At 40.6% G+C, this 26,272-nt stretch carries 17 protein-coding genes; 7 read left to right on the forward strand and 10 right to left on the reverse strand.

The features are described from left to right. Positions 1 to 69: 69 nt before the first annotated feature. From KZP23_RS09735 to nirB, 5 genes are all read right to left on the reverse strand, one after another. Entirely contained in the window at positions 70 to 750 is a 681-nt protein-coding gene (locus tag KZP23_RS09735) for a response regulator transcription factor (RefSeq protein WP_226336049.1), read from the reverse strand. 19 nt (positions 751 to 769) lie between these two features. Beyond that, the gene (locus KZP23_RS09740; protein ID WP_226336050.1) at positions 770 to 2,572 is read right to left on the reverse strand and encodes a sensor histidine kinase; all 1,803 of its coding nucleotides are present in this window, start codon (positions 2,570 to 2,572) and stop codon (positions 770 to 772) included. A gap of 73 nt (positions 2,573 to 2,645) precedes the next feature. Further along, positions 2,646 to 4,520: a DUF4153 domain-containing protein gene (locus KZP23_RS09745; protein WP_226336051.1), complete on the reverse strand. Its 1,875-nt coding sequence runs from the start codon at positions 4,518 to 4,520 to the stop codon at positions 2,646 to 2,648. A 168-nt stretch (positions 4,521 to 4,688) separates the two neighbouring features. Then, positions 4,689 to 5,066, reverse strand: a complete 378-nt coding sequence (gene nirD, locus KZP23_RS09750) for a nitrite reductase small subunit NirD (protein WP_226336052.1) — start codon at positions 5,064 to 5,066, stop codon at positions 4,689 to 4,691. Between the two features lie 46 nt (positions 5,067 to 5,112). Continuing rightward, on the reverse strand, positions 5,113 to 7,605 hold the full coding sequence (gene nirB, locus KZP23_RS09755; RefSeq protein ID WP_226336053.1) for a nitrite reductase large subunit NirB: 2,493 nt from the start codon (positions 7,603 to 7,605) through the stop codon (positions 5,113 to 5,115). 155 nt (positions 7,606 to 7,760) lie between these two features. Between nirB and cobA the strand changes: the two genes are divergently transcribed. From cobA to KZP23_RS09775, 4 genes are all read left to right on the forward strand, one after another. Next, complete coding sequence (cobA, locus tag KZP23_RS09760) at positions 7,761 to 8,528, forward strand: uroporphyrinogen-III C-methyltransferase (protein WP_226336054.1); 768 nt, start codon at positions 7,761 to 7,763, stop codon at positions 8,526 to 8,528. 223 nt (positions 8,529 to 8,751) lie between these two features. After that, positions 8,752 to 9,348 (forward strand): DUF4202 domain-containing protein, encoded by a 597-nt coding sequence (locus KZP23_RS09765; protein WP_226336055.1) that lies wholly within the window; start codon positions 8,752 to 8,754, stop codon positions 9,346 to 9,348. Positions 9,349 to 9,922: 574 nt separating this feature from the next. Further along, positions 9,923 to 13,534, forward strand: a complete 3,612-nt coding sequence (locus tag KZP23_RS09770; protein ID WP_226336056.1) for a DUF1592 domain-containing protein — start codon at positions 9,923 to 9,925, stop codon at positions 13,532 to 13,534. Between the two features lie 114 nt (positions 13,535 to 13,648). Then, entirely contained in the window at positions 13,649 to 15,001 is a 1,353-nt protein-coding gene (locus tag KZP23_RS09775) for a DUF1552 domain-containing protein (RefSeq protein WP_226336057.1), read from the forward strand. Between the two features lie 95 nt (positions 15,002 to 15,096). Here the strand turns inward: KZP23_RS09775 and katG are convergent, their stop codons facing one another. Together katG and KZP23_RS09785 are read right to left on the reverse strand one after the other, a co-directional pair. Then, complete coding sequence (katG, locus tag KZP23_RS09780) at positions 15,097 to 17,334, reverse strand: catalase/peroxidase HPI (RefSeq protein ID WP_394370981.1); 2,238 nt, start codon at positions 17,332 to 17,334, stop codon at positions 15,097 to 15,099. 384 nt (positions 17,335 to 17,718) lie between these two features. Next, positions 17,719 to 18,006 carry a SelT/SelW/SelH family protein gene (locus KZP23_RS09785; RefSeq protein ID WP_226336059.1) on the reverse strand — a complete coding sequence of 96 codons (288 nt, stop codon included), beginning with the start codon at positions 18,004 to 18,006 and terminating at the stop codon, positions 17,719 to 17,721. 440 nt (positions 18,007 to 18,446) lie between these two features. On the opposite strand from KZP23_RS09785, the gene KZP23_RS09790 reads away from it, so the two are divergent. The 3 genes from KZP23_RS09790 (at position 18,447) to KZP23_RS09800 (ending at position 20,479) form a co-directional block, all read left to right on the forward strand. Next, positions 18,447 to 18,782 (forward strand): hypothetical protein, encoded by a 336-nt coding sequence (locus KZP23_RS09790; protein WP_226336060.1) that lies wholly within the window; start codon positions 18,447 to 18,449, stop codon positions 18,780 to 18,782. A 194-nt stretch (positions 18,783 to 18,976) separates the two neighbouring features. Continuing rightward, positions 18,977 to 19,639: a GIN domain-containing protein gene (locus KZP23_RS09795; protein ID WP_226336061.1), complete on the forward strand. Its 663-nt coding sequence runs from the start codon at positions 18,977 to 18,979 to the stop codon at positions 19,637 to 19,639. Positions 19,640 to 19,819: 180 nt separating this feature from the next. Next, positions 19,820 to 20,479, forward strand: a complete 660-nt coding sequence (locus KZP23_RS09800) for an ROK family protein (protein WP_226336062.1) — start codon at positions 19,820 to 19,822, stop codon at positions 20,477 to 20,479. Between the two features lie 251 nt (positions 20,480 to 20,730). On the opposite strand, the gene KZP23_RS09805 is transcribed toward KZP23_RS09800, so the two are convergent. The 3 genes from KZP23_RS09805 to KZP23_RS09815 form a co-directional block, all read right to left on the reverse strand. After that, on the reverse strand, positions 20,731 to 21,126 hold the full coding sequence (locus KZP23_RS09805) for a DUF7009 family protein (protein ID WP_226336063.1): 396 nt from the start codon (positions 21,124 to 21,126) through the stop codon (positions 20,731 to 20,733). 11 nt (positions 21,127 to 21,137) lie between these two features. Continuing rightward, the gene (locus tag KZP23_RS09810; protein WP_226336064.1) at positions 21,138 to 22,568 is read right to left on the reverse strand and encodes a rubredoxin; all 1,431 of its coding nucleotides are present in this window, start codon (positions 22,566 to 22,568) and stop codon (positions 21,138 to 21,140) included. A 175-nt stretch (positions 22,569 to 22,743) separates the two neighbouring features. Continuing rightward, positions 22,744 to 26,265: a nitrate reductase gene (locus KZP23_RS09815; protein WP_226336065.1), complete on the reverse strand. Its 3,522-nt coding sequence runs from the start codon at positions 26,263 to 26,265 to the stop codon at positions 22,744 to 22,746. Positions 26,266 to 26,272: the final 7 nt, after the last annotated feature.

Below are 26,272 nucleotides of genomic sequence, written 5' to 3' on the forward strand. Positions count from 1 at the left end.
GCTATTGAAGTGGGGATAAGGTAATAAGAATAGTAGGAACAATCAATAGTTCCTGTTACGAAGGGTGATTTAAGCACTCTCTATATGTTGTTTCAATCCAGGCTCTTCTTCTAGCTTTTTCAATAATTCAACGACATTGCTCACTTTTAGCTTTTTCATGATATTAAACCGGTGGGTTTCTATGGTCCTGATGCTTTTGCCCAGCTGTTCAGCAATTTCTTTGTTCCCTATCCCGTCGGAAATCATTTTCAAGATTTGCTTTTCCCGCTTGGTAATCTCATAAGTGTTGGTAGGAGCAATGTTTTTGGTGACTTTTCTGTCCTTTACGTTGAGATAACTTTTGACCAGTACCTGGCTGATATCTCCACTGAAATATTGGCCGCCTTGGAAAATGGTACGAATGGCTTTCATGAACTCATCTTTGCTGGTGTCTTTTAGCAAATAACCAGAAGCTCCACATTCAATGGATTGAAGGATATAATCTTCATCATCATGCATGGATAGTATCAGCACCTTGGTCGGGTCTTTAAGCTGATTTAGCTTTTTGGTGGCATCAAGACCGTTCATTACGGGCATCCTGATGTCTATGATCAGCAAGTCTGGATTGACTTTTTCTACTAATTGAATGGCCTCTTCTCCATTGGCTGCTTCTCCGATCACTTCCACTTCCCCTTCGTTTTCCAGTAGGTTCCTTATACCGCTCCTGACTACAACATGGTCATCTGCCAAAACTACTTTTATTTTTTCCATCCTCTCTTAATTTTTCATATTAATCCAAAGGTATATTGATGCTTATTTTTGTTCCTTTTCCCTTTTCGGAAAAGATCGTACACTGTCCATTGATAAAGTTAGCTCTTTCTCGGATATTGAACAGCCCGTGCCCAGAAGCAGAGAAATGCCCTTTTTCTTCTAATTTTCTCATGTCAAAGCCCTTGCCATCGTCACTGATCTCCAAATTTAAATACTGGGAATTGTGCGAAAGGGTGATTTTGACTTCTTTGGCTTCGGAATATTTTATGGCATTGTTTACTGCTTCTTGGCAGATCCTGTAAAGGTTGTTTTCTACTTTTCCTTCCAAGCGGGTAAGAAACCCCGTTTGGTTTTCAAAAGATACCTGAAGGTCTGAAAGTTTAGATATTTCCCTGCAGAATTTATTCAGCACCGGTACAATACCATAGTCTGAAAGTGCACTTGGGGTAAGGTTAAAGGAAATCCTTCTTACTTCTTTAATGACGTTTTTCAGGAGATCCTTGCTTGTTTTTAACTTATTTCTTTCGATGTCGGTGTTTACCGAGTGGATTCCCTCTAGGTTAAATTTCATGGCGGACAGCAATTGACCAATACCATCATGCATATCTCTTGAGATACGCTTTCGTTCTTCTTCTTGTCCTTCCAGGATCAAGGCTGACCGGAATTGTTGCTCCTTGACTTTCTTTTCGATTCTTTCCCTGTTGATTTCCTGTGAAATGGCCTCTGCTTCTTTCTTTTCTGTTTCATCAGTGGCAATGATCATCAGGGTTTCCAGCTCTCCGCTATCACCCATAGTAGGGGTAATGTTTACCTTAAGCCAAACGAAATCCCCCATTTCATTGATGACCTTGATTTCTCCGGACCAGGTCTTTCCGTAAGGCATCATCTCTTGGATTTTTTCAAGGTAGGCACCTTCATAGCCCTGTTCTTGTAGCCACTTGAAGAGGTTTTGAGGAGTGTTGTCCTCAAACTCCATCAACTTAGAGAATTTATCAGAAAAGTAGGTGAAATCACCGTTGGCTTTGCATTTGGCAAAAATGGTAAAATCCTCCACATCCACATCCACCTCCAAAAGATCTTGGTAGGCTTGTTCCAAGGAACTGTAAAGCGAGCTGAGCTCCAAAGTCATTTTTTTGGATTTTTGCTCTGATTGAAGGAGTTGTCTGAAAGTCTTTTTGATGGTTTTTGCGGAAGGAATGAAAATAAAGAAAATTTCAAACATGATTACACCCAGGGAGATCACCAAAAGAAATATTTCTATACCCTGAAGGTTGGTGACTTTTGTTTTGGCTTCGTCATCATATTGAAAGACAATCATGTCCATGCCTTTCAAAAATGCCGATTCATGCTTGATGATTTGATCAATGTCTTCTTTTATACTGTCGGTCGGGGCCTGTATGTTTTCGTTGAGTTTATGGATGATGTTTTCTGCGGCTCTGACAATGGCAAGGTGGTCTTGTTCTATATTTTGGAATAAAAACTGGACAGTTTTACTGTTTCGGCTAATAATGTCCAAATTGCCATCACCGTTTTTTAATCCAAGATGGGTGTCTCTCCAATCGCTTAAGGCCAAACTGAATTCCTGCAAATATTTGTTTCTTTGGGAAGACTGTGTGGAATCCCCTAAAAGTAAGGCGCATTTACTGATTTTTTGGCTGAGCATTCTTTGCCTTCCGGAAAGGTTGATTACCCGTGAATCATTTTTTTGCTCACTGATAAATTTTTGAACCAGGATTTGGCTGAGAATGATGCTGGTAGCAATGGCACAAAGGGCTATTAAGTAATAGCGGACCAGCTTTTCGTATTTTGGTTTTTCAGACAAGGGTAATGGTTGATATTTATTTTTTTATCCAATATTAAAATTACGTAATAACACTTAAAAAACTAAGGATTAATTATTTTCTTTCTTTTTGGTTAATAAGTAGAATTCCTGATAGGCTATTGATTTCAACCTCTTTGTCTTGTTTTCGAGTATATCTAATGTGGTGTAGTTCGAGTTTGTACCTTTCGTCTTGGCTCTTGATCATCAGGTGGTTTGGTGAGATGTTGGTGTCTTCCTCACTTGCTGATAGTACTTGATTTTCTTCTATGAGGGAAGCGATCGACAACTTGACCTGGTCCTGGCCGTTTTGAATCCGCACTCCTTTTCTGTTTTTGGTAAAAGATAAGTCAAATTGCTTTCCACCCGCATATATTGTTATGCTATCCTGTTGGTTTAAGTGAAATTGGCTGAGGTAATCATATCCGCTTACTTGGGTGCTGTGTCTGTCCAATTTTGCCCTGATAATATAATCTTTTTGATACGGTTTATTGGATAGGTCGAGCCCCATTGTTTCTAGATAAAGTCTTGATTGGTCAATGCTCCTGTTTCCTTTAGGATCATTTTTGATTGCCAGCATGATTTGATGAAGGTCTTGGCTGAACCAAGGATCGATTTTATCAAGGCCGTGATGCTCGGAAAGATATCTTATAATTGATTTGACTTCTTCTTTTTGAGTGGAATCCAAGGATAAATTGAGGTTCTGATTTTCCAGTGCCTCTAATTCAGGCAAACGGTTCGTTTTCCAAAGAATTTCTTGTCTTAACTTTTGGTCTTTGAGGGAATTGGATTCTGATAGGATGGATTTTAATCTATTGAACTGACTGTTTTCACTTACAGAGAAGATACCCCAAGGACCAAATGAGGCTAATAATAACAGCAGGGTAAGTGATGAAGGGATGATTTTGATATTTTGGAAACCTAGAATGAAGTAAAAACAGGTGAAAGTGAGCCATATTCCCAGCAAAACTATCAAATAGCGGTTGATGGTAATGCCATATTCACTTATCCTGATCCCGATGGCCAGAAAGAGAACAAGTACCAGTGGTAATAACAAATAATAGTAAAACCTCGAGAAAGTACTTATCCATGCTTCATCCTTATCATTTCTGTAAGGATAAAGTAATAGCAGGGCCAGTATTCCCAAAGAGGAAACCGAAATAATCAGATAGCTGACAATTCCTTCTGGCCAGTTCCAGTTGATGATGATCTTGATACAATATCCATAAAGGATCAGTAAATAAAGCGTCAACAAGGGCAGGAGAATAAATTGACTGAAAATTCTTAGTCCTCTAGGGAAAGTGTTTTCCAATTCTATTTCTTTGAAGTCTTCTGGGATGCCCGAAATGAAGAACCAAGTATTGAAAATACCTATGATAAAAATGAAAATCTGAAGAAAGATTTCATCCTCAAATTCGATTTCAAAAAGTAAGTGGATGGCCATCAAGGCCAGAATGATGCCTACAAAAATGATCAGGGAAAACAGTAGACCAATGGTCGTACGGATAAATAATGTTTTATTGTAATTCCAAAAGTCCAAAGTCTGCTTGCTTTTGCTATAAGGCATAAATGAAACCAAGAGATGGGAGCATAGACAGAAAATGGCAAAACGGTAATAGGGCAAAGCAGTATTTTGACTGCTGCGTCCATCAGGAAGTGTATAGTATATGCCGACCAATATCGCGAGGCCTATAAACTCTAGAACCTTTTTTTGCTTTTTCGAAAGTTTTTTTTTCTCTGCAAAGATGATGATGCCAAAAAATAAGGAAATACCTAATGCCGCGACCAACATTCCATTGATAAATGGAAAAAGATTTGTGGAGGAAGAAGCGAATTCTACACAATAGTTAGCAAAGGAAACTGCCAATATTGCTGCGATCATGACCCAAGGAAACCGGTTGAAGGATTGTTGGGCCTGATCACGCAGGTATCTTACGGATAGTAGTTTCATAGTTCGAATATGCCAGAGGCTTTGAACTATAATTTACATTAAAAAAATGAAAAAGCAGGGTTTAAAATCAAACCCTGCTTAGTTACGAAAAATAGGTCTACTACTAATTGATTATCTGCCAATCTGCCTTTAGGATTTGGTAGACAAACCTATGCTTTCATTTCCCTTTTACTCTTCAAAGCCGACAAATACATGTCCATCCTCGATTTTGATCGGATAGGTGGCAATATCACAGGTGTCACCATTAAGGTTTTTGCCTGATTTCAGGGAGAAAGTTTTTTTATGAAAAGGACAAGCGACTTTCGGTTCTCCTTCAAATGAGCCAATCATGCCTCTGGATAAGATCATCTGCATTTTATGAGGACAAAGATTTTGGCATGCATACCATTCGTTTCTTCTGGTGAAATTAAAAATGGCAATTTGAAGATCTCCATATTTGATGCAGGCTCCTCCATCTTCGGGAAAGCGGTCCACGGGAGCTGCTTTGAACCAATGTTTGACTTTAGAGGTGTCGGCTGTTTTGTATTTTTCCAATTCTGAAATCATGATGTCTTTGTTTAGTGTTAAGGTATCAAAGGGCTATTTGATGGGGTTACCATGGGGATGGGATTTTTTGACCCCTCATATCCTGAAACTGGAGGTTTGGATCTTCTTCATCAGCATTCAGGAAATGTTTGAATTTGGCTCTTAACTCAGGGTTATTGACCACTTCTTTCCATTCACACGCATAAGTGTCGATCATAAACTGCATTTCTCTTTCTAACTCTTCTCCGATTCCCAAGCTGTCATTGACCACTACATCTCGGACATATTCCATTCCTCCTTCCAGTTTATTCAGCCAAGTGGCGGTTCTCGTCAATGGTTCAGCGGTCCGGATATAGAACATCAAGAACCTATCAATGAATTTCAGGCAAGTTTCCGTATCCACATCATTGATCAATAGTTGCGCGTGTTGGGGTTTTGACCCTCCATTACCACAGATATAAAGGTTCCATCCTTTTTCAGTGGCAATGATGCCAAAGTCCTTGCTTTGTGCTTCTGCACATTCCCTGATACAGCCAGATACAGCTCCCTTAAGTTTATGCGGGGAGCGAAGTCCACGGTATCTTTCTTCCACTTGGATGGCAAATGAAACGGAATCTTGTACACCATATCGGCACCAGGTACTCCCTACACAGCTTTTTACTGTCCTTAGGGATTTGCCATATGCGTGACCGCTTTCAAAACCAGCGTTGATCAATTCTTCCCAAATGTCGGGCAACTGGTCCACCCTTGCTCCGAAAAGATCGATTCTTTGGCCGCCAGTGATTTTGGTATAAAGGCCATATTTTTTCCCGACTTCTCCAATTACAATAAGTTTTTCTGGAGTGATTTCCCCTCCCGGGATTCTAGGCACCACTGAGTAGGTTCCGCCTCTTTGGATATTGGCCAGAAATCGGTCGTTGGTGTCCTGGATAGTGTCCTGCTTGGTGATCAGGTCATTCCAAGTGCTTGCCAAAATAGAGGCTACTGCTGGTTTACAAACTTCACAGCCATCACCTTGACCAAATTGATCAAGTAGCTCATTATAGGTTTTGATCTTTTTGATTTTGACCAGGTCAAGCAGCTCCTGTCTGGAGTAATCGAAATGTTCGCAAAGGACATTTTTTACAGCTTTGCCCATGGCCTTGAGCTGATGCTTTAATAGGTCGTTCACCATAGGCATACAGCCTCCGCAGCCAGTGCCAGCTTTAGTACAGGATTTGATTTCGTCTATTTTGGTGATGCCATCATTTTCTATAAGGCTACAAATGCTTCCTTTGGAGACGTTCTCACATGAGCAGATTTGGGCTTCATCAGGAAGACTTTCTACTCCCGCGCCTACAGCTTCCTTTCCTCCTCTTGCTCCCAATATTAAGTCTTCTGGTTCAGGAGGCAAAGGCATTTTGTTTTGGCACATCTGCAATAGCATATTATAAGCAGAGGCCTCTCCTACCAAAATACCGCCCAGAAGTCGCTTTCCATCCATGGAAACATTGATGCGTTTATAGATGCCACTGTTTTTGTTTTCATAAATAATCGGCTTGGAGGGCTCAAATTCCCCAAAAGGATCTCCAAAACTTCCCACATCCACACCGATCAGTTTGAGCTTGGTGGACATGTCAAAGCCCATAAAAGGCCTAACCTCTTCATTGACCAGCTGGTTGACTACTTGGCTGGCCATTTCATATCCTGGGGCTACCAAGCCATAAATCATGTTCTTATATGAGGCTACTTCTCCGATGGCAAAAATATTTTCATCCTCGGTTTGTAAAAACTCATTGACAATTACACCACCGCGGGGAGCAGTGGCTAGTCCACAGTCTTTGGCAAGTTCATCTCTTGGTTTGATCCCGGCTGAAATAATCAGCATTTCTACAGGTAGCTCGCTGTCATCAGCAAACTTCATGGATTCCAGCTTGCCATTGCCTTTGATTTTTTTTGTGTTTTTATTGAGATGGATTTGGATGCCTAGCTCTTCTAGCTTTGATTGAAGTGTCGCTGAGCCGGCCTCATCAAGTTGTCTTGGCATTAGCCTAGGAGCAAATTCTATTACATGGGCCTTAAGTCCCATATCAATTACAGCTTTAGCTGCCTCCAAACCTAATAATCCACCACCTATAACCGCAGCTGTTTTTACCTTTTTGGAATAATTGATTATCGCATCCAGATCTTCCAAGGTACGGTAAACAAAAACGCCTTTTTTGTCCACGCCATCAATAGGAGGAACAAATGCGCCTGAGCCTGTAGCCAATATCAGTTTGTCATAGGAATAATCGTGTCCCGAATGGGAAATGATTTTTTTCTGATCCCGATCGATTTTTACGATCATTTCATTGGTATGCAAAGTGATATCGTTTTCTTCATACCATGATCTAGGTGCCATGATCAAGTCGTCAGCCGTGGATCCAGAGAAATATTCACTTAGATGGACCCTGTCATAGGCTGGCCATGGTTCTTCTCCAAATACGGTGATTTCAAAATCCTTTGCGGTTTCCTGTGCACAAAGTTTTTCACAAAACTTATAGCCGACCATTCCATTTCCGATTACTGCTATCTTTGTCATACGTTTGTTGGTTTATAGGTTAGGCTGTTTTTCTAAGTAATTTGACTGACTATTAGATTGATTACAGCGGCTAAGTTATAAATTAAATTTAATAATACGTAAAAATACGTATAAAAATACTTAAATTTGTTTTAGTAACTAAGTAGAAAACAAGTATGGACAACATAAATAAGAAACTATCGATAGTGGGAGCAGGTCCAGGAGATCCTGACTTGATTACCTTAAAAGCCATTAAAGTGCTCAAAAGTGCCGATGTGGTATTGTATGATGCGCTTGCTAATGAGGATTTATTGGCTTACGTACCTGAGACGGCCATTAAGGTTTTTGTGGGGAAAAGGGCCGGTATGCATTCAAGACAACAACAAGAGATCAATAGGATGATTGTTGATTATGCGCAGACCTGTGGGCATGTGGTAAGGTTAAAAGGAGGAGATCCCTATGTGTTTGGTCGTGGACACGAGGAATTGGAGTATGCCGCCCAATTTGGTATTCCTACTGAGTACGTACCAGGAATAAGTAGTGCGATGTCTGTGCCTGGACTGTCAGGGATACCTTTGACCAAGAGAGGAGTGAATGAGAGCTTTTGGGTAGTGACGGGAACTTTGAAAGATCACTCAACAGCTCAGGATTTAAAATATGCTGCGCAATCATCTGCAACCGTGATTATATTGATGGGAGTAAAAAAACTGCCTGAAATCGTTCAATTATTTAAGCAATTTCGGGGCGGAAATGAGGCTGTCGCTATGATTCAAAATGGCAGTAGACCTGATGAAAGGTTTATTTCCGCTGATCTTGAAAATATTCTTAGTATTCAGGAAAAAGAGCAGCTGATGGCACCCTCGATCATTGTGATTGGTCAGGTAGTTAAAGAAAGAGGTAGGCAGTTGGGTAGCTATTTGGAGGGAAAAGTGTTGGTCCAATAGTAGTGGTTGAGAGATGTTAGATCCGAGAGATGTTTCAGCTGAATTGTGCTTTGATCTACGGTTTTTAGGAATTTAGGATGGGGACTTTGCTTGCTTGGCCAACATATTTAGTAAATGTGACTTAATACCACTCCTTTATCCAGCATTTGGTCATTCGTTCTTATTTATTTTCCTTCTAAGCGGAAATCCTCCTAAATTGATTTTTCAATTGAATTTTCGAATTATGACTGCGAATAAATTTGATAAGACCATCGAGGAGATAGATGCGATCAATGCGGAAGATCCTCATAAGGAATTGGTTAACGGTAAAGAAGTGTCCAAGGAGCTGGTTTATGGACACAGAATGTCAGGGATGTTATTGGATTTTTGCCCTGAAGCTTCAGAAACCTTGCGCTTGGCTGCCAGATGCCAACATATAAAGAGATGGGCCATCCCGAGAGAAGATTTTTCTATGGACAGAAAGGGGTATTTGATGTGGAGAACCAAACTGAAAAAGTATCATGGTGAATTGGCTGGTTCCATTATGAAGAAGCATGGCTATGAGGAGGGTGAAATCCAGAAGGTGGATGATCTGCTTAATAAAAGAAGACTAAAAACAGACCCCGAGGTTCAGGCTTTGGAAGATGTGGTATGTTTGGTGTTTCTGAAGTATTATTTTGATGATTTTATTGTTAAACATCAAGATGAGGAAGGGAAGCTGGTGGATATTGTTCAGAAGACATGGAAAAAAATGTCAGAAAAGGGGCATGATGCTGCTTTGGCCATGAGCCATTCCGATGCTGCTTTGACCATTGTAAAGAAAGCACTTGCAGCTACTTAGTGAATTTACGGGTAGTTTAATTGAAAAATTATTTTATTGAGTGATATGGGCTTTCTTTAGTTTTTACTGAGGAAGGCCTTTTTTTACACTTGGAATACTGCTAGTCCTACCGAATCCTAGATGCTTTTTTTATAGCGTTTAGGAATTTTAGAAAAGGCAATTTTGTGATGAGTTTACTAAATGGGTAATTGCAGAATCCTGACTATTTTTTAGCTGAAATCCATTAGTTAAATTCTTAAGGCTTTTATTAGCTGTCCAATATTTTTTTGTTTGATCTTCAAGATTAACTCCTTATTGCAATCGATTGATAGAGGTAGTCTGATATTATTTTAACAGGTTCATAACGTATATTGTCCGTTTGTGCTAAAAAGGTTGGTGATTTAAATGTGAATAGGTAATATTATAAGCTAAGTGTTTGTGTAAGTGGTGGTTTTTGAAATATTATTGTTTTTGTAAGGTGCTTTTAGGTAGGTGTTTTTCGGAAAAAATAATAATGAGACTGATCAAATACAATGAATGATTTTATCGTAAAATCATTCGTCCATTATAAAATATTAGTTTAGTAAAGCGACTGATGGAGAAGACCATTAAAAATTTGAATGCAAGAAAAATAACTTTAGGAGCAGGAATTCTTTCCGTGTTGCTTCTTGCGTTTGTATTTATTCCGTTTGGAGAAGAGGGAGCGCATTGGACCCTATTGTTTTTAGGTAAGTTGCACCCGTTATTGGTGCACTTACCTATTGGTGTATTAATTGCACTTTTCGTTTTGGAATTGGCTCAATACTTTTCGCCATCACTGGGCTTGAAGTCAGCTTGTACTTTACTGCTTTGGTTGGCCGTAATCACCTCCATTCCCACTGTAATTGTGGGAGCATTGTTAGCAGGGAGTGGAGGCTATGGCAGTGATGTGATGGTTTGGCATAAATGGTTGGGCTTGGGTACGGCCTTGATAAGTACTTGGCTATTGGCATTGCGCTATGATATTGATGAGAAAGGGAAACCACTTTCGTCCTATAGGTTTTTATTATTGGTAAATATATTGTTCTTAAGTGCAACTGGCCACTATGGAGGTTCTTTGACTCATGGCTCTAATTACCTGACTGAAGATTTACCGGAAGAGGTAAGGGTTTTTCTGGGAGACGACCCATTTGCTTTGGACGGTTTGGTGGCTATGGAAAGTAACGAGGTAGATGAGACTTTGTCAAAATATGCTTTTGATAAGGATATCGCACCAATTACTAAGAATTATTGTGTAAGCTGTCATAATGAAGATGAGAAAAAGGGCGGGCTTCGTTTGGATGATATTGATCCTGATATGATAAAGGGGCATGATGCTGAAACTTGGAGAGCCATGCTGAATATGGTGAATAGTGGCGAGATGCCTCCGGAGGATGAAGATCAGCTGACAGATGAAGAGAGAAGGGTATTGGTAGATTGGATTACAGCATCTATTCACCAAGCGGTAGCACAGAAAAAATCTGAACAACAGCCAGTGATCAGAAGATTGACCAAAGATCAGTACAGCAATACCTTATCAGAGTTATTATATGTACCGGTTAAATTTGGTCAAGTGCTTCCTGATGATGCTAAGTCAGAAATGGGATTCAGTAATAATGGACAGGTGCTTCAGGTTTCTCCTTTGCATATAGAATATTATAAGCAAATTGCCAGAAATGCACTCGATAAGGCCATTGTCCCAGAAGAGAAACCGGAAAGTACCCATTATAGGATCAAATTTGGCAAGGGGATAGGAAAGGGGAAAACTGCTGGAATGATAGGAGGCTATCAAAGTGCACCCATAAATTCCGATGATTTTATTGTAGAGATTCTAGATGAAAAGGGGCAACCCAAAATAGGAAAAGATAGTGCGAGTAAGGCTGAGCTGGATCGCATCAAGAAGGATATTGGCGTAGGCATGAGGGGTTCACATGCTGATCGCTATCAAGTAGTAGATGAAGGGATCATCCTTTATTCAGCATTACCACACAAAGAGGTTACTCCTAAATCTTGGCAAGGGCCATCCCCCAATTTGAAGTTGTTGTTTAGAAAGCATTTTCCTGAGCAGGGTAATTTTGAGTTGAGGGTAAAAGCTTCCCGTGGATATCAGTGGGAGATACAGAAGGAGGGATTGATAAGTTTAAGAAATGATCAGCCCGCTGAAAATCTTCCTGGAGCCATTGTTCTAGAAGCCTCGAAAGCCTTGAAGTCAGAAAACCTGATAAAGAAAGGGAATTTTTATAGACCTAAAGAACTTACCAATCCTAGCTGGGCCTATTATGAGTTTGAAGCTCCAAAAGATGGATATTACCAAATTGATTTTGAACACCCTTATGTAGGAGCTGATGGGATGCCTTCCTTGGAAATGAGATTGGACAAGTTTAAGTTGGAAGAGCGTTTCCACTTTATGGATGATAAAAAAGACCTTGCAAAAATGTATACGCCATTGACCATGGCGTATCTGAAAGCTGGAAAGCATAAATTCACCATTGGAGGGAAATTCTTTACAGGCTTTAGTAAAGTAACCATAAGTCCATTCCCTGAAGACCATCCAGTAACTATACAGTTGAAATCAGAAGCTGATAAAAGTCGTCAAAAATATGAAAATGATGTGCCAGTGATCAGAACCTTTGCAGGTTCTAGGACTGATGATGGGATGGATTATAAAACTTTTGATGATTTCAAGACGGTAAGCTCCAAGGTGGGTGATTTTGAGCACCTGACTTTCAAGGGAAGATTGGAGAATCTACCAATCCCAATGATCGATACAGTGGAGACAGAGATACTGGCCAATATCATGATTTTGGGATTGTGGAATGATTATTTGGTCAAGGACAATGAAGATTCGGGGCCTCCATTATTGATCAATGAATTGGAATTTGAGGCTCCATATTACCCAGTTTGGCCTCCTAAGAGCCATACGGAGATCTTTTTCCCTTCTTCCAAGGAGGATGACAAAGAGGCTTACACGAAAGAGGTTGTTAAGAAATTTATGGAGCGAGCTTACCGTAAACCTATCGAGGATTCGGAATTGGAGCCATATATGGAATTCTGGAAAGGCATCAAGGATGATTATCCACGCTATGAGGAAGGTGTTAAGGAGGTTTTGGTAGCTGTCCTTTGTTCTCCAAATTTCATTTACCTAGCAGAACCAGAAAAAGAAACAGAAGAGGAAGAGAAGGAATTCTTCTTGGCATCCAGATTGGCCTATTTCTTATGGGATTCTGCACCCGATGAAGAGTTATTGGAACTGGCAGAAGACGAAGATCTTCATAAAGAGCGATATTTGAAAAAACAGGTTGCCAGGATGGTTAAGGATGATCGGATTTGGAATATGGTGAGGTCATTCAGTAATGAGTGGCTAAGGGTGGACCGTCATGAAGCCATGAGCACCAATGTGAATCAATATGCCGATTATACCCGCTTTGTAAAAAGGGATATGGCTGAAGAAACTTATCATTTTATGCACTATGTCTTAGAGCAAGACCTGAGCATTATGAATATGATAGAGTCCGATTTTGCCATGCTCAATCAAAATCTAGCTGAGTTTTATGGCATTGAGGATGTAAAAGGAAGTCATTTTAGACCAGTTGCGATTACGCCGGATATGCATCGTGGAGGATTGTTGTCTCAAGGTGCCTTCCTAAGTGGACACTCAGACGGAACCCAGGCGCATGCGATTAAAAGGGCGGTATGGCTCAAAACCAAGATTCTTGGAGACAGGCCTCCGGCCCCGCCACCAAATGTCCCAGAGCTTGATCCTGAAACACCAGGATTTGATGAATTGACACTAAAGGAGCAATTGTTTGTTCATAGGGATAAGGCGGCCTGCATGGATTGTCATAAAAAGATAGATCCTTACGGGATCGTATTTGAAAACTATAATGCAGTGGGAAGGTTCCAGACTGTGGCTATGGATAAACCAATCGACACGGAGGCAGAACTTCCTAGTGGAGAGCAGGTTGATGGAATTGATGAAATAAAGTCGTATATTTTAAATATGAAAAAGGATGATTTTACCAGATCCTTGGTAAAACATTTGTTTTCATATGCAATGGGAAGAGATGTGACTTTTGTTGATGAAAGGGAAATTGAATCTATTGTGAAAGAAGTAAGGTCGGATGATTATCGATTCCAATCTGTAATTGAAAACATCGTTTTGAGTCCTTCTTTTAGAGGGGGAAATTAAGGAAGATTTGTAAGTTAATTGATATATAAAACCGGGCTTAGGTTTATTCTTTATGATAATACAAATAGGCTTCGGTACATTGGAAAATGAATTAATGAGAAAGACAAAATAATCATGGGAAAGAAATCTTGGCATTTAGATCGAAGGACATTTTTGAAAGGCTTAGGAGTGAGCTGCATGCTGCCTTATATGGAGGCCATGAGTACACCTTTGGCTAAAGTTGGTTCTATGAGTGAGGCTCCAAAAAGGCTTTGCTTCGTTTATTTTCCCAATGGTGTAGGGCTTCCCCCACAAAACAATTATCACCATGAACATTGGAACTGGTTTCCTTTGGGTGAAGGCAAGGATTATCGATTTACCAAGACACTTTCTCCACTGGAGCGACATAGAAAGGAGATTTCAATTTTAGGGGGGCTTAGCCATCCTAAAAGCCGTAGGCTGCTAGGGCACTTGGCAGGGGATACCTGGCTTACAGGTGGTGATCTTAGAGGTAGTGAATACAAAAATAATATTTCGGTGGATCAGTTGGCAGCCCAACATCTAGCCAAACATACTAGGTTCCCTTCTTTGGCCTTATCTACAGACGGAGGGGTAGGCTATAAATCCAGGGTGTCTACGCTTTCTTTTGACCCCAATGGAAGACCTATTCCTTCAGAACACAGGCACAGGGAGATCTTTGAAAGATATTTTGCTCCGGGAGGAGGGGAAACCACTCAGGCCAGAAGAAAAAGTTTGCAGCAAGAGCAAAAAATTGTTGACTTGGTGCTAGCCGATAGTAAGCACCTTCAAAGGAGATTGGGTAAGCATGATCAATTGAAGTTGGATGAATATATGACTTCATTGAATCAAGTAGAAGAGCAGATCAAGCGTAATGAAAAATGGCTGAATGTTCCTATGAAAGAATTTAATGCCGATCATATCAATTTGAACCCCAATGCCACAGTAGATCCTGAGAGCTATATCCGCTCTTCTTTTGACCTAATGGTTTTGGGTATGCAGACTGATATCACTAGGGTAATGACTTATATGATGGCCCGTGAAGATGGAATGGGATTCGGAGAGAACTTCCCTAAGCTGGCATTAGGATTTAAAAATGGACACCACGCCATTAGCCATGACCAATCCAAAAATCACTGGGTAGAATGGGGAAGTTATGACCAATGGTTGGCCAAGCAATTCTCTTATTTCTTGGACAGGATGAAGAACACTGAGGACGAATATGGTCCATTGATCCATAATACTTTAGTTCTTTATGGTTCTGCTTGTAGTAGTACCCATGATGCAGTTAATTATCCATTGGTATTGGCGGGAGGAAAAAATATGGGAGTAAATCACGGTACCTATACCAAATTCGATGAACACAGTCCGATGTCTAATCTGTTTGTCAGTATGTTACATACCATGGGTATTCCGGTGGAAAACTTCTCTGACAGTACAGGGAAATTGGAAACAGATATTTTGGGATAAAGATGATAATTCTCAATAAAAAAGCCATCCGTTCATGCGGATGGCTTTTACATTTTATGCGGCTGATTTAATTTTTACTTTTCTTTAATTGCTATTTAGTCTTGGGGATATTTAAGATCAAATCGATCAAGTTTCATGACTTTGTCCCAGGCCGCTGCAAAGTCCTTGATGAATTTCTCCTTGGAGCCTTTGCTTGCATAAACCTCAGCTAAGGCCCTTAATTCGGAGTTCGAACCAAAGATAAGATCGGCACGGGTAGCTTTGTATTTTACCTTCCCAGTTTTTCTGTCTTTACCTTCAAAAATCTCTTTAGTATCATCTATTGCTTTCCATTCAGTACTCATGTCCAGTAGATTTACAAAGAAGTCATTGCTTAGTTCGTCCTTTTTGCTAGAGAAAGTACCAAAATCCGAATTGTCGTAATTGGCATTTAGAGAGCGCATTCCTCCAAGCAAAACAGTCATCTCAGGAGCAGTTAGGGTGAGTAGCTGTGCTTTGTCTATCAACAATTCTTCGGTAGAAATGGTATACTGGGTTTTTAAGTAATTTCTGAACCCATCGGCCATTGGTTCAAGCAATTTAAAAGACTCCACATCTGTTTGCTCTGCTAAAGCATCCATTCGGCCAGGTACGAATGGAATATTTACAGGGTATCCAGCATTGGCAGCAGCTTTTTCTATTGCTGCATCACCACCAAGTACAATGAGGTCTGCCAAAGAAACTTTTTTTGCACCGGATTTTGCATTGAAGTTGCTTTGTATCTTTTCAAGGGTACCTAATACTTTTGCCAATTGTTCAGGATTGTTTACTTCCCAGTCTTTTTGAGGAGCTAAGCGTATTCTTGCTCCATTGGCTCCGCCTCTTCTGTCGGAACCTCTGTAAGTAGATGCTGAAGCCCAGGCTGTTGATACCAATTCGCTGATGCTCAAACCAGCGTTCAATATCTCTGATTTTAACTTAGCGATATCGTTTTTGTTGATCAAAGGATGATTTACTGCAGGAATAGGGTCTTGCCAGATTAGGTCTTCAGTTGGAGCCTCAGGACCTAAATAGGTGGTTTTAGGTCCCATATCTCTGTGGGTTAATTTAAACCAAGCTCTAGCGAAAGCCTCATTAAACGCTTCAGGATTTTCATAAAATTTCCTTGAGATCTTTTCAAAACCTGGATCCATCCTTAAAGACAGGTCGGTTGTAAACATAGTTGGTTGATGTCTTTTGGTTTCGTCAAAGGCATCAGGAACAGTCATGTCCGAATCTTTGGCTACCCATTGGTGAGCACCTGCTGGACTTTTGGTCAGCTCCCATTCGTTTTCGAAAAGACTTACAAAGAACAAATGACTCCATTGGGTTGGTGTTGGTGTCCAGGTTACTTCTAGTCCAGATGTGATGGCATCAGCACCTTTTCCGGATTTATAGGAGCTCTTCCAGCCAAAACCTTGTTCTTCTATATCTGCAGACTCTGGATCTGGGCCAACATGGGAGGCTTGCCCGGCACCATGGGCCTTGCCCAATGTATGACCACCCGCAATCAAGGCTACGGTTTCTTCATCATTCATACCCATCCTTCCGAATGTCTGTCGGATATCTTCTGCCGCTAGAAGTGGATCAGGATTACCATTTGGACCTTCTGGATTTACATAGATCAAGCCCATTTGTACAGCTGCCAATGGATTTTCCAATTCTCTGTCTCCAGAATATCGTTTTTCATCGGAAAGCCATTCTTTTTCGGCCCCCCAATAAACATCCATTTCAGGTTCCCAAACGTCTTCTCTGCCTCCCGCAAAACCAAAGGTTTTGAAACCCATATCTTCTAAAGCTACATTTCCGGTAAGTACCATCAAGTCAGCCCATGAAATTTTATCCCCATACTTTTGTTTGATAGGCCAGATTAGTCTTCTTGCTTTGTCCAGGTTGGCATTGTCAGGCCAGCTGTTCAAAGGGGCAAACCTTTGCTGTCCAGCACGGGATCCGCCTCGTCCATCGGCAGTTCTATAGGTACCAGCACTGTGCCAGGCCATTCTGATAAATAAACCGCCGTAATGACCAAAATCTGCAGGCCACCAGTCCTGGGAGTCTGTCAATACTTTCCTGATGTCTTCTTTTAGCGCTTGATAATCCAAGCTGTTGAACTCTTCTATATAATCAAAGTCCTTGTCCATAGGGTTTGAAAGTGAAGAGTTTTGTCTAAGTATGCTTAGGTTTAGCTGATTAGGCCACCAGTCGCTATTGCTGGTTGCTTTAATATTCGACTTGCTTTTTTTAGTCGCTCCGGAATGTCCATCTGCTTTGACCGTTTCTTGGTCAGTACTTTTTTCCTGACAAGCGGGTAGCATAAAAGCTAGTACAATCAGCCAGAAAAATGCGAATGTGTTTTTCATAGATAAAGGATTTAGTTGATGTTTTGCTTCTGCAATATTAGTGAGCCGCTTGCGTATTATTGTAATAAATACAATTGATTGTTTTTATGGATCTATAGATAAAATCTATTATGTTTCGTCTGTGAATTGTATTTAAAGTGTTTATTGTCAATAATTTGACTGATTCGGGTGGTTGGGGAGGAGGTTTTGGATTTATATAGTTTATTGGAAAAATTCATGGACCAATTGGTAGCTGTAGAAAATAGAAACAGGTCTAGCGGGTAAGCAAAGGTTTGGGCGATGGGTTAGTTTTGGGAGAAACTATATAATAAGAGCAATAATGAAATGGGATCTTCATGATTATTTTCCATCCTTCTTTTTGTCAGCATGTCCAAGGTGTTTTTCGGGAGCTATCTCATCGCGGACAACTTGTTTCACTTCGGTTATTTCAGGAAAACGTCCTTTTTCCTTTCTTGACCAGACCAATTTGCCGTTGGCCCATACTTCAAAAATACCACCAGTTCCAGGTGTTAAAATCAAATGTTTGATTTCTCCATCAAATGTGCTCAATAATTCTTGCCCCATCCAAGTGGCCCTTAACATCCATCTGCATTGGGTACAATATTTAATTTCTACGCTATTATCCATGGCTTCGTTATTGTTTATATAAAGTTAAGGAGCATAATTGGCTTTTTACAAGTCCCAATATTTTATCTAAATGGAAGTCTGCAATTTTTTGGTACTGGTTAAGTATTTTGGGATTAAGCCGAAAAGCTGGGGGAAAACAGTCTATTTTAGCTTTGATATGGCTATTTATAACCACAGATGGATAAAGATGAACACGGATATGCTTATTTATAATATATCTGCGTTCATCCTTTTACGCAATTGGCTGTCTAGGCAGGTTGATTAATTCAACTACGCTTAATCTGACAAGGGAAGACAAAATTTAAGTTTGAAATTATCCCCCCCAGAAATATTGCTTGATCCGTATTTTGTTTGAAATCAATCTTATTGAACTGCTATTTGTGTGTAATGATTTTGCGATATTATAGGATTTTTACAGAATATTTTGTAAATAATATGTTATGAATAGGGTGTTTCTATATCGTAATGACCTGTTCGGTAGAAGTCTAGTACTAACCAAAACCCAAGTAACCATGATCAATGAACCCAATATTCTTCGTTTTCAAGTTGCACCTGTTTTAGGCAACTATAAGTGGATAGGTAGTTTTGTAAGGGTGATGAGGGGAATCGCTATAGTCATTTTTTTGATTCCATTTGTGCTAAGGATATTTGTTGATATTTCTTTGGAGATGTATTTTCTGATGTTTTTTGGCTGTTGGGTCACTTCGATATTCTTAATGCTTGTGGCGGAAATGCTTGCAGTCTGGACGGAGCCGGGTTATTTTGACTTAGAGTGATGTAAAATGATTTTTGAGCGTCAGTAAATTCCTAACAGCTATAGGGGATAAGCCTACATTAGGTGTCTTTCTGGTACAGATGGAAAAATGAAAATAGAAGTTACCCAATTAAGCTATTCACAGGATTGTGAATTCATGGCCTAAAGTGAGCTTCTTTTCATTGGTGGATTTCATTTCTTTATAATCAATGTACTATGAAAATGAATATTATTTATCTGCTGCTTTTGACATTGGTCTCCTTTTCCTGTGAAAATGATCACTTGTGTATCAAAGGAGATGGACGTGTAAGGACTTATGAGCTGGATTTGGGGGCTTTTGATCAGGTGTCTCTTGTTGGGCCCATTGATCTTGTAATTATCCAAGATGAGCAAGCTTCTTTAAAGGTAATGGCAGAAGCTCAATTGATGGATGTGTTGGACTATAGGCTAAGCCAAAATGAACTTAGGATTGGTTTAGAGGGAAATGTTAGGTGTTTGGAGACTAATAAGGGAATCGTAGTGGTGGCTACATTGCCTAATATTCGAAAAGTAAATTCCGATGGATTGAGCACGGTAAGGAGTGAGGGAAGTCTTGATTTGGAGGAATTAGTAATAAACTCCTATGGGGAATTTCATTTGGAACTTTCTGGTGAGATAGATAGGCAGGTGTTATATGGAGAAGGAAACGTAGAAGTAAACAATTTTGGATTGTTGACAAATGAAACGGTCATTGAAATTGCTGGGCGTGGAGACTACGAGGTCTTTTGCACCGAAGAATTGTCCATTGATGTCGAGGGAGCTGCGAGGGTGGATTATAAAGGAAATCCAATGATCAGCCAACATGTGGAAGGATTACTGGATTTGAATGATGCCAATTAGGAATAGATAAATTAGTTCTAATCTAATAGTCATAACACCTTGATCCTTTGTATATGGAGCAGTGAGTTTTTTGTGTAAATAGAGTAGGTTTAATGATTAGTTTGAAAAATATAGCTTTGTTCTTTATGTAAAGCACTTGTTTTGGGTAATATTTTCATTGGACTTATTATATTTGATTTTATGAAAATACTTGTAATTGATATCGGAGGGTCAAATATTAAAATTTTAGCCACAGGCCAAGAGGAAAGAATAAAAATTCCCTCAGGAAGTGATTTTTCACCTGAAGAAATGATCCCTCTGGTAAAGGAGCAAGCTTCTCATTGGGAGTATGATGTGGTATCCATGGGCTTTCCGGGGATCGTCAAAAACAATAATATTTTAACAGAACCAATAAATCTTGGCCATGGCTGGGAAACTTATGATTTTGAAGGCGCCTTTGGCCGTCCCATAAAAATCATCAATGATGCGGCCATGCAGGCTTTGGGGAGTTATGAAGGTAAGAAGATGCTTTTTATGGGCTTAGGGACAGGCCTTGGGACTGCCATGGTAGTGAACAATACAATTATACCGATGGAAGCGGCTCATTTACCTTATAGAAAAAAAACCTTTGAAGCATACTTGGGCAAGTCCTATTTCTATAAAAATGGGATAAAGAAATGGGAGAAGCATGTGAACAGATGCGTTGAGCATTTTTTCAGGGCTTTCCAACCGGATGAGATTGTACTGGGTGGAGGGAATTCAAAACACCTTTCCAAGGTTCCCGAAGGATGTCGTTTAGGCACCAATAAAAATGCCTTCAAAGGTGGTTTTAGATTATGGGAAGAAGATATCAAGTTTTAATAGCCGTATAATCATTGTGATAATTTTGGCTGGCCGTTAGTCCATTGGACAAAAAGTCATCCGGAGTGCAGTGATACAGTCTCAATTACTTTATAAGGATTTGTTTGCTTGTGGAAAGCAGGCTAAAAGCGATGCATATCGAACCTGCCCGCCTGCGGCAGACAGGTATGAAATGACCTGTACATTTGAAATAGCCCGTTTTTTGTTCTGCAGATTTTCAAAGATATGCTGTGGGTGAAAATCACAAAAGTTCAATTGCAATTATTGTAATCTTCTTCAGATTTAGGATTGGGGAAACTGTCACTTTCATCCTCGTCCGGTCTTTTATGTAGGCATTGGAAATCCTTCTCTATTAAAATCAAATTTTGATGTTCATCGCCCTCATTTTGCATATGCCGCATAGTGACTTCCTCAGAGCCAGCCCAATTATCTGAAAGAGTTTTGGGTACATAAACTTTGAGTTCATTCCCAAAGAAATGGGCGGAGATAGCTGGTGTCTTTTCGTCGGGGATGAGACTATAGGCTATGGCCAAATTATTATTGCCAAGATATAGGTTTTCAGTGACCGAATTTCCTTTGCCTATTTCCTTAACTTCAGTTTGGCTAAGGCGAAGTCTGATAGAGTTATTGTTGATCCTTAGTTTCATGATCCATTAAATTATTTTGTGATCAATTTAAAAGCAGATTTTGGACTTTCACAAACGGAACAGCAATAATTTGTTGGTAATTTCATAAACGAAGTTCCCGGCAATATATCCGAATCCGGATCTCCGTATTTCTCATCATAAATGGTCATGCAGTTGGAGCATTGGTATTTTTTATGGTGCTTTTGCTCTGAATTAAGATCGCTGTCACTGTTGTCCTGATTTTTTCTTTCCTCCAGCTGGTCATAATATTTGTAACTCAGTTCTATAAGCAACGGGGGAATAGTATCTATTGGGACATTTTTGGCATAGAAATAATACTCAGAGAGGTTGGGGTTAAAATCTTTTGAATATAAGATGTTAAATGTATCCGGGTCATTAGGGTTTTCCTTGCTAGCCTTTTCTATGGCAACAGAGGTGAAAAGGGCCATATGCTTGGTTTTTATCGAAAAACTCAAGCCATAAGTGCTGATGTCTTGTTTGTCCAGGGCGCGCACCAGGTAATTTTTAATATTGAGTGCTTCCTCATCGAGTACAGGAAGGTGCCAGTGGAGTTCGAGCGAACTGTGCCTAATATTGATACCAAATTTACCGAGCAGTTTTTCCCAGCTTAGGCGGTCTTTTTCAGCAATACCTTTGACAATAATGGACTTCCAAGGCGTGATACAAATTTTTCCAATATTGGTCTCCATACAAAGCTCGCATAGGGCCTTAAGGAAGTTGATGGTGAATTTGTTGTTTCTCCAGTACAGCCCCAGCCAATATTTTCCACCTACAATCCTGTTCATGCCTTCATAATAAGGGGAATTGGATTCAGGATAGTCTAGTTCCTGTTCTATAGGATTGGTGTTTGGGGTAGTTTGCGAAATAGCTTTTTGGAAGATTTCGTTATATTTTAAATGGCTTTCTACAGGGTTTATTCCTTCAATGGCCTTTGCCACTTTGGCCAAGTCATAGCCATAAATTAAAACAGGGGCACACCATGGTTTTGGATCAATTTCTGAAAATCTCAGGTATAGAAACCAATAGTTGTCAATAGAGGATGCTACAAAATTGATATTGCCAGTGAAAAGTGGCACTAAACTCTGAACCGGATCTGTGATATTGATTTTGAGCCTGGGCTGATAATCAAATGTGTCCAGAATATAGTGATAGGTATGCGATGCCAGCCAATGCGTCGTAGGCATCACATCCAAGGCTGTATAAGAAGTTACGATATTATGATATTCTTCACCATCTGTGTCGTAAGCCGTATTGATCGCATTAAAAGTGTCTTCCAGACTTTGCAGGTTTTTATCCTTGACAGGAAATAGGATGTCCTGACGAGAGCCTAAATGAATGTATTTGGTTCCAAGTTCATAAGCTGTGTTGATGGTTTTAAGGAAATCACCTGGAGAGATGATGCCACCTTTTACAAATACCCTTACTAAATCCGCTTTTTGCATCTTTTTTATAGCTTTTGCTGTGGTAAAGTTATGGTTTTATTGTGAAGGATGCTGGTTTGTTTTATCCTAATAGTGTTGGAGTGATTCAGGTCGAAAATGTATTTGCTTCCCGGTATTAAACTTAACGGTTTGATTTTCAAAGGGCCGATAGTCAAGCTCAAGGGACAGGAATACATTATACTTTGACCAGTGCGGGCAATTCTTTTTCCAGTATGCTTTTGACTTCTGGCTTGCAGCTGCCACAGCCCAGTCCGGCGCCCGTTTGTTGGCAGAGTTGTCTGAATTCATGGCAACCTGATTGTATCGCCTTACTGATATTGCCTGTGCCTACATTACCGCATGAACAAACCATTTCCCCAATCAATTCTTCCTTAGTGGATTTTCCTCTAAGTAATTCTTGTCGTTTTTTGGACAGCTCCGTTTTTTCTTCAATCAGGCTCTTAAATTCTGCAAATTCTGATTTATCCCCCATTAAGATAGCTCCCACCAAACGGTCTTGATAAACGATACATTTTTTATAGTAAGTCTGTGCCGTGTCAATCAATAAGATTTCTTCATAGCCCTCTGCATTGGCAGGAATTTCTGGTATGCCGATGGAACAAAGGTCTAGGTCAGCAAATTTTAAAATGTTCATTGGAACAGAACCCTTATAGATGCTCAGCAAGTCCCCTGTGATAAACCTGGCTGCTATATCAGCTTGCATTTCTGCTGCAGCAGTGATGCCATTTAGTTTGCCCTGATGCTCGGCGATTTCTCCCATGGCAAAAATGGATGGATCACTGGTCTGGAGATAATCGTTTACTTTTATACCTCTTCCACAATCCAGTCCTGATGATTTGGCCAGTTCCATATTGGGACGGGTACCGATGGCATAGACCACTGCATTACAATGGATGGTTTTTCCACTTTTCAGACTTACAGTAACACTTTTTTCAGCCTCATTACTGTCGAGATGGGATACTTGGTTGTTCATATAGAGCTGTACGCCCATTTCTTCAATTTTTTCGCGAAGAAGAGAGCTGGCCATAGGGTCTAGTTGGCGTTCCATCAGCCTTGACCCCAGCTGAACGATGGTAACATCTATGTTGATTTCTCGCAAGGCTGCAGCTAATTCAAGTCCCAATAAGCCTCCACCTGCAATTAGGACATGTCCTTGATAGTTCAGGTAGGATTTGAGTTGATCGGCATTTTGCCGGCTTCTCATCGTGAAAATGCCGGGCAAATGCATAGGGACATCGGCAGGAACAAATGCTCGACTTCCAGTGGCCAGAATTAAGGTGTCATAATGATGGACCAAGCCCTTTTCATCGGTGACTGTTTTATTCGAACGGTCAATGGATTCAATCCCATTTTCAATATAAAGTTTGATATTTAACTTGTTCATTTCCTCATCGGATTTGAACTTTAGCAAGTCTTCCCATGCTTTATGCCTGTTGACATAATCTGGCAAAAGTACCCGGTTATAAAAGGGGTATTTTTCTTTGGAGAACACATGGATCTCATCGTTTTGATTAAACTCCCTGTAACTATTGATAAAACGGTAAGCAGCAGCTCCTGCACCTACTATCAGCAGTTTTTGTTTTGGTTTGACATATTTAGCTACCTGCACAGCCGAATATTTAAAATCAGGCTGCTTGGATACTGGGTCTATTCCGTTTCCCGTAAGGTTATTGGTTCTGGAGAAATCATTTTTCAGGATTTTCCCCCAGTGCATTGGAAGAAATACCACACCTTTTTTGATCTTTTCACTTACCTGTGCATGGACCCTTACTTCTCCTCGTTTTCCTGAAATGAGGACGGTTTCGCCATCTTTGATTCCCCTGCTTCGGGCATCCTCTGGGTGGATTTCCAAAAAGGGTGTAGGGATATGCTTGTTAAGTTTAGAAACCTTACCTGTTCTGGTCATGGTATGCCATTGGTCCCTGATCCTGCCAGTGGTAAGGATCAATGGAAAATCCTTATTTGGTTTTTCAGTATCATTTTTAGGTCCATTGGCCAGTATTTGGGCCCGGCCATTGGGAGTGAAGAATTTTTTGTCAGTAAACAATCTGGCCGTTCCGCCTTCCTCTTTGTTTTTGAAGGGCCATTGTACCGTGCCTTTGCTTTTCAGGTATTCATAATCCAAAGCTGAAATATCAATATTGGTGCCCTTGGTCAATTGGCAATATTCCGCATACACCGCTCCCATATCTTGAAAATCAAATCCTTCGAAATTCATTTTCTGGGCAAATCGGATCAATATTTCAGCATCAGGAAGGGCTTCGCCAGGAGCCTCGTTGAATTTGTTGAGGTAGCTAATCCTTCTCTCTGAGTTGGTCATGGTGCCCTCTTTTTCTCCCCAGCCTGCTGCTGGGAGAACTAGGTCAGCATAGGGGATAGCTTCAGCCTTGCTGGAGATATCTTGAACTACTACGAATTTGGCTTTTTTCATGGCCGCCTCTACCTGAGTGGCATTGGGCATGCTGACCAATGGGTTGGTGCAAATTACCCATAGGGCTTTTATCGAACCATCTTCTATGCCTTCAAAGATTTGCGTGGCCGTTTTGCCGGGCTTGTCAGGAAGACTGTCTACGTTCCAGAATTTAGCGACTTCCTCTCGGTGCTCTGGATTGAGCAGGTTTCGGTGGGAGGCCAATAGTGTGGCCATGCCCCCAACTTCCCTTCCGCCCATAGCATTGGGTTGGCCAGTAAGGCTAAATGGTCCTGATCCTGGCTTTCCTATATGGCCTGTAATAAGGTTGAGATCTATTAAGGCAAGGTTTTTATTGACTCCTTCGGCACTTTGGTTAAGGCCCATTGCCCATAGTGAAAGAAAGCCTTTGGCATTGCCAATATAGGAGGCCGCGAGCTTTATATCATTTACTTTAACATCACAGATCTCTGCCGCTTCTTCCAAGCTGGTTTGCATCACCAATTCTTTATAGGCTTCAAAACCATCAGTGTGCTGTTGTACAAAGTCCAGGTCAATGTCTCCTTGTTCTATTATACAGCGTCCTATGGCCAAGTATAAGCTTTCATCCGTACCAGGTCTTATTTGAAGATGTAGGTCTGCCAAGGAGCAGCTCTGGGTTACTCTTGGATCAACGACAATTATTTTGGTGTCAGGGTTTTCTTCCTTGTGCTTTTCTACTCTTCTCCAGAGAATAGGGTGGCACCAAGCAGGGTTGGCGCCAGCCACAAGGAAACAGTCTGCTAATTCGATGTCGTCATAGGAGATCGGTACACTGTCTTCGCCCAAGGTTTTTATATAACCCATCACGGCCGAACTCATGCATAGCCGCGAATTGGTGTCTATATTATTGGTCTGTAGGTAAGCTTTGGTCAGTTTATTGACCAGGTAATATTCTTCTGTAAGGCACTGTCCGGAAACATAAAAAGCTACCGAATCTGGCCCATGTTTTTTTATGATAGATTTAAATACGGCGGCAGCCCTGTTAAGTGCAGTGTCCCAATCCACCTTTTCCAAGGGATGTGATTTTCCCCAGCGCATTTGAGGATAGAGTAGCCGGTCTGACTTATCCTCTACCACATAATGCAGGTTCATGCCTTTTGAGCAGAGCATGCCCCGGTTCACTGGATGCTCGGGATCACCTTCAACGGTTACGCGGCCTTTTTTGTCTTTGTTGACGATTATTCCGCAACCTACTCCACAGTAGGAACAAGTGCTTTTATAACTTTCAGCTTTTGTCGTTGACATTGCTCTG

Source organism: Echinicola marina (assembly GCF_020463795.1).
Classification (GTDB): domain Bacteria; phylum Bacteroidota; class Bacteroidia; order Cytophagales; family Cyclobacteriaceae; genus Echinicola; species Echinicola marina.

Excerpts from the sequence above, each read along its gene's own strand:
- KZP23_RS09810 (WP_226336064.1), bottom strand. The coding sequence starts at position 22,568 with ATGCAAAAAGCGGATTTAGTAAGGGTATTTGTAAAAGGTGGCATCATC.
- KZP23_RS09800 (WP_226336062.1), top strand. The coding sequence starts at position 19,820 with ATGAAAATACTTGTAATTGATATCGGAGGGTCAAATATTAAAATTTTA.
- KZP23_RS09795 (WP_226336061.1), top strand. The coding sequence starts at position 18,977 with ATGAAAATGAATATTATTTATCTGCTGCTTTTGACATTGGTCTCCTTT.
- KZP23_RS09805 (WP_226336063.1), bottom strand. The coding sequence starts at position 21,126 with ATGAAACTAAGGATCAACAATAACTCTATCAGACTTCGCCTTAGCCAA.
- KZP23_RS09735 (WP_226336049.1), bottom strand. The coding sequence starts at position 750 with ATGGAAAAAATAAAAGTAGTTTTGGCAGATGACCATGTTGTAGTCAGG.
- KZP23_RS09815 (WP_226336065.1), bottom strand. The coding sequence starts at position 26,265 with ATGTCAACGACAAAAGCTGAAAGTTATAAAAGCACTTGTTCCTACTGT.
- KZP23_RS09745 (WP_226336051.1), bottom strand. The coding sequence starts at position 4,520 with ATGAAACTACTATCCGTAAGATACCTGCGTGATCAGGCCCAACAATCC.
- KZP23_RS09765 (WP_226336055.1), top strand. The coding sequence starts at position 8,752 with ATGACTGCGAATAAATTTGATAAGACCATCGAGGAGATAGATGCGATC.
- KZP23_RS09790 (WP_226336060.1), top strand. The coding sequence starts at position 18,447 with ATGAATAGGGTGTTTCTATATCGTAATGACCTGTTCGGTAGAAGTCTA.
- cobA (WP_226336054.1), top strand. The coding sequence starts at position 7,761 with ATGGACAACATAAATAAGAAACTATCGATAGTGGGAGCAGGTCCAGGA.
- nirD (WP_226336052.1), bottom strand. The coding sequence starts at position 5,066 with ATGATTTCAGAATTGGAAAAATACAAAACAGCCGACACCTCTAAAGTC.
- nirB (WP_226336053.1), bottom strand. The coding sequence starts at position 7,605 with ATGACAAAGATAGCAGTAATCGGAAATGGAATGGTCGGCTATAAGTTT.
- KZP23_RS09770 (WP_226336056.1), top strand. The coding sequence starts at position 9,923 with ATGGAGAAGACCATTAAAAATTTGAATGCAAGAAAAATAACTTTAGGA.
- katG (WP_394370981.1), bottom strand. The coding sequence starts at position 17,334 with ATGCTACCCGCTTGTCAGGAAAAAAGTACTGACCAAGAAACGGTCAAA.
- KZP23_RS09775 (WP_226336057.1), top strand. The coding sequence starts at position 13,649 with ATGGGAAAGAAATCTTGGCATTTAGATCGAAGGACATTTTTGAAAGGC.
- KZP23_RS09785 (WP_226336059.1), bottom strand. The coding sequence starts at position 18,006 with ATGGATAATAGCGTAGAAATTAAATATTGTACCCAATGCAGATGGATG.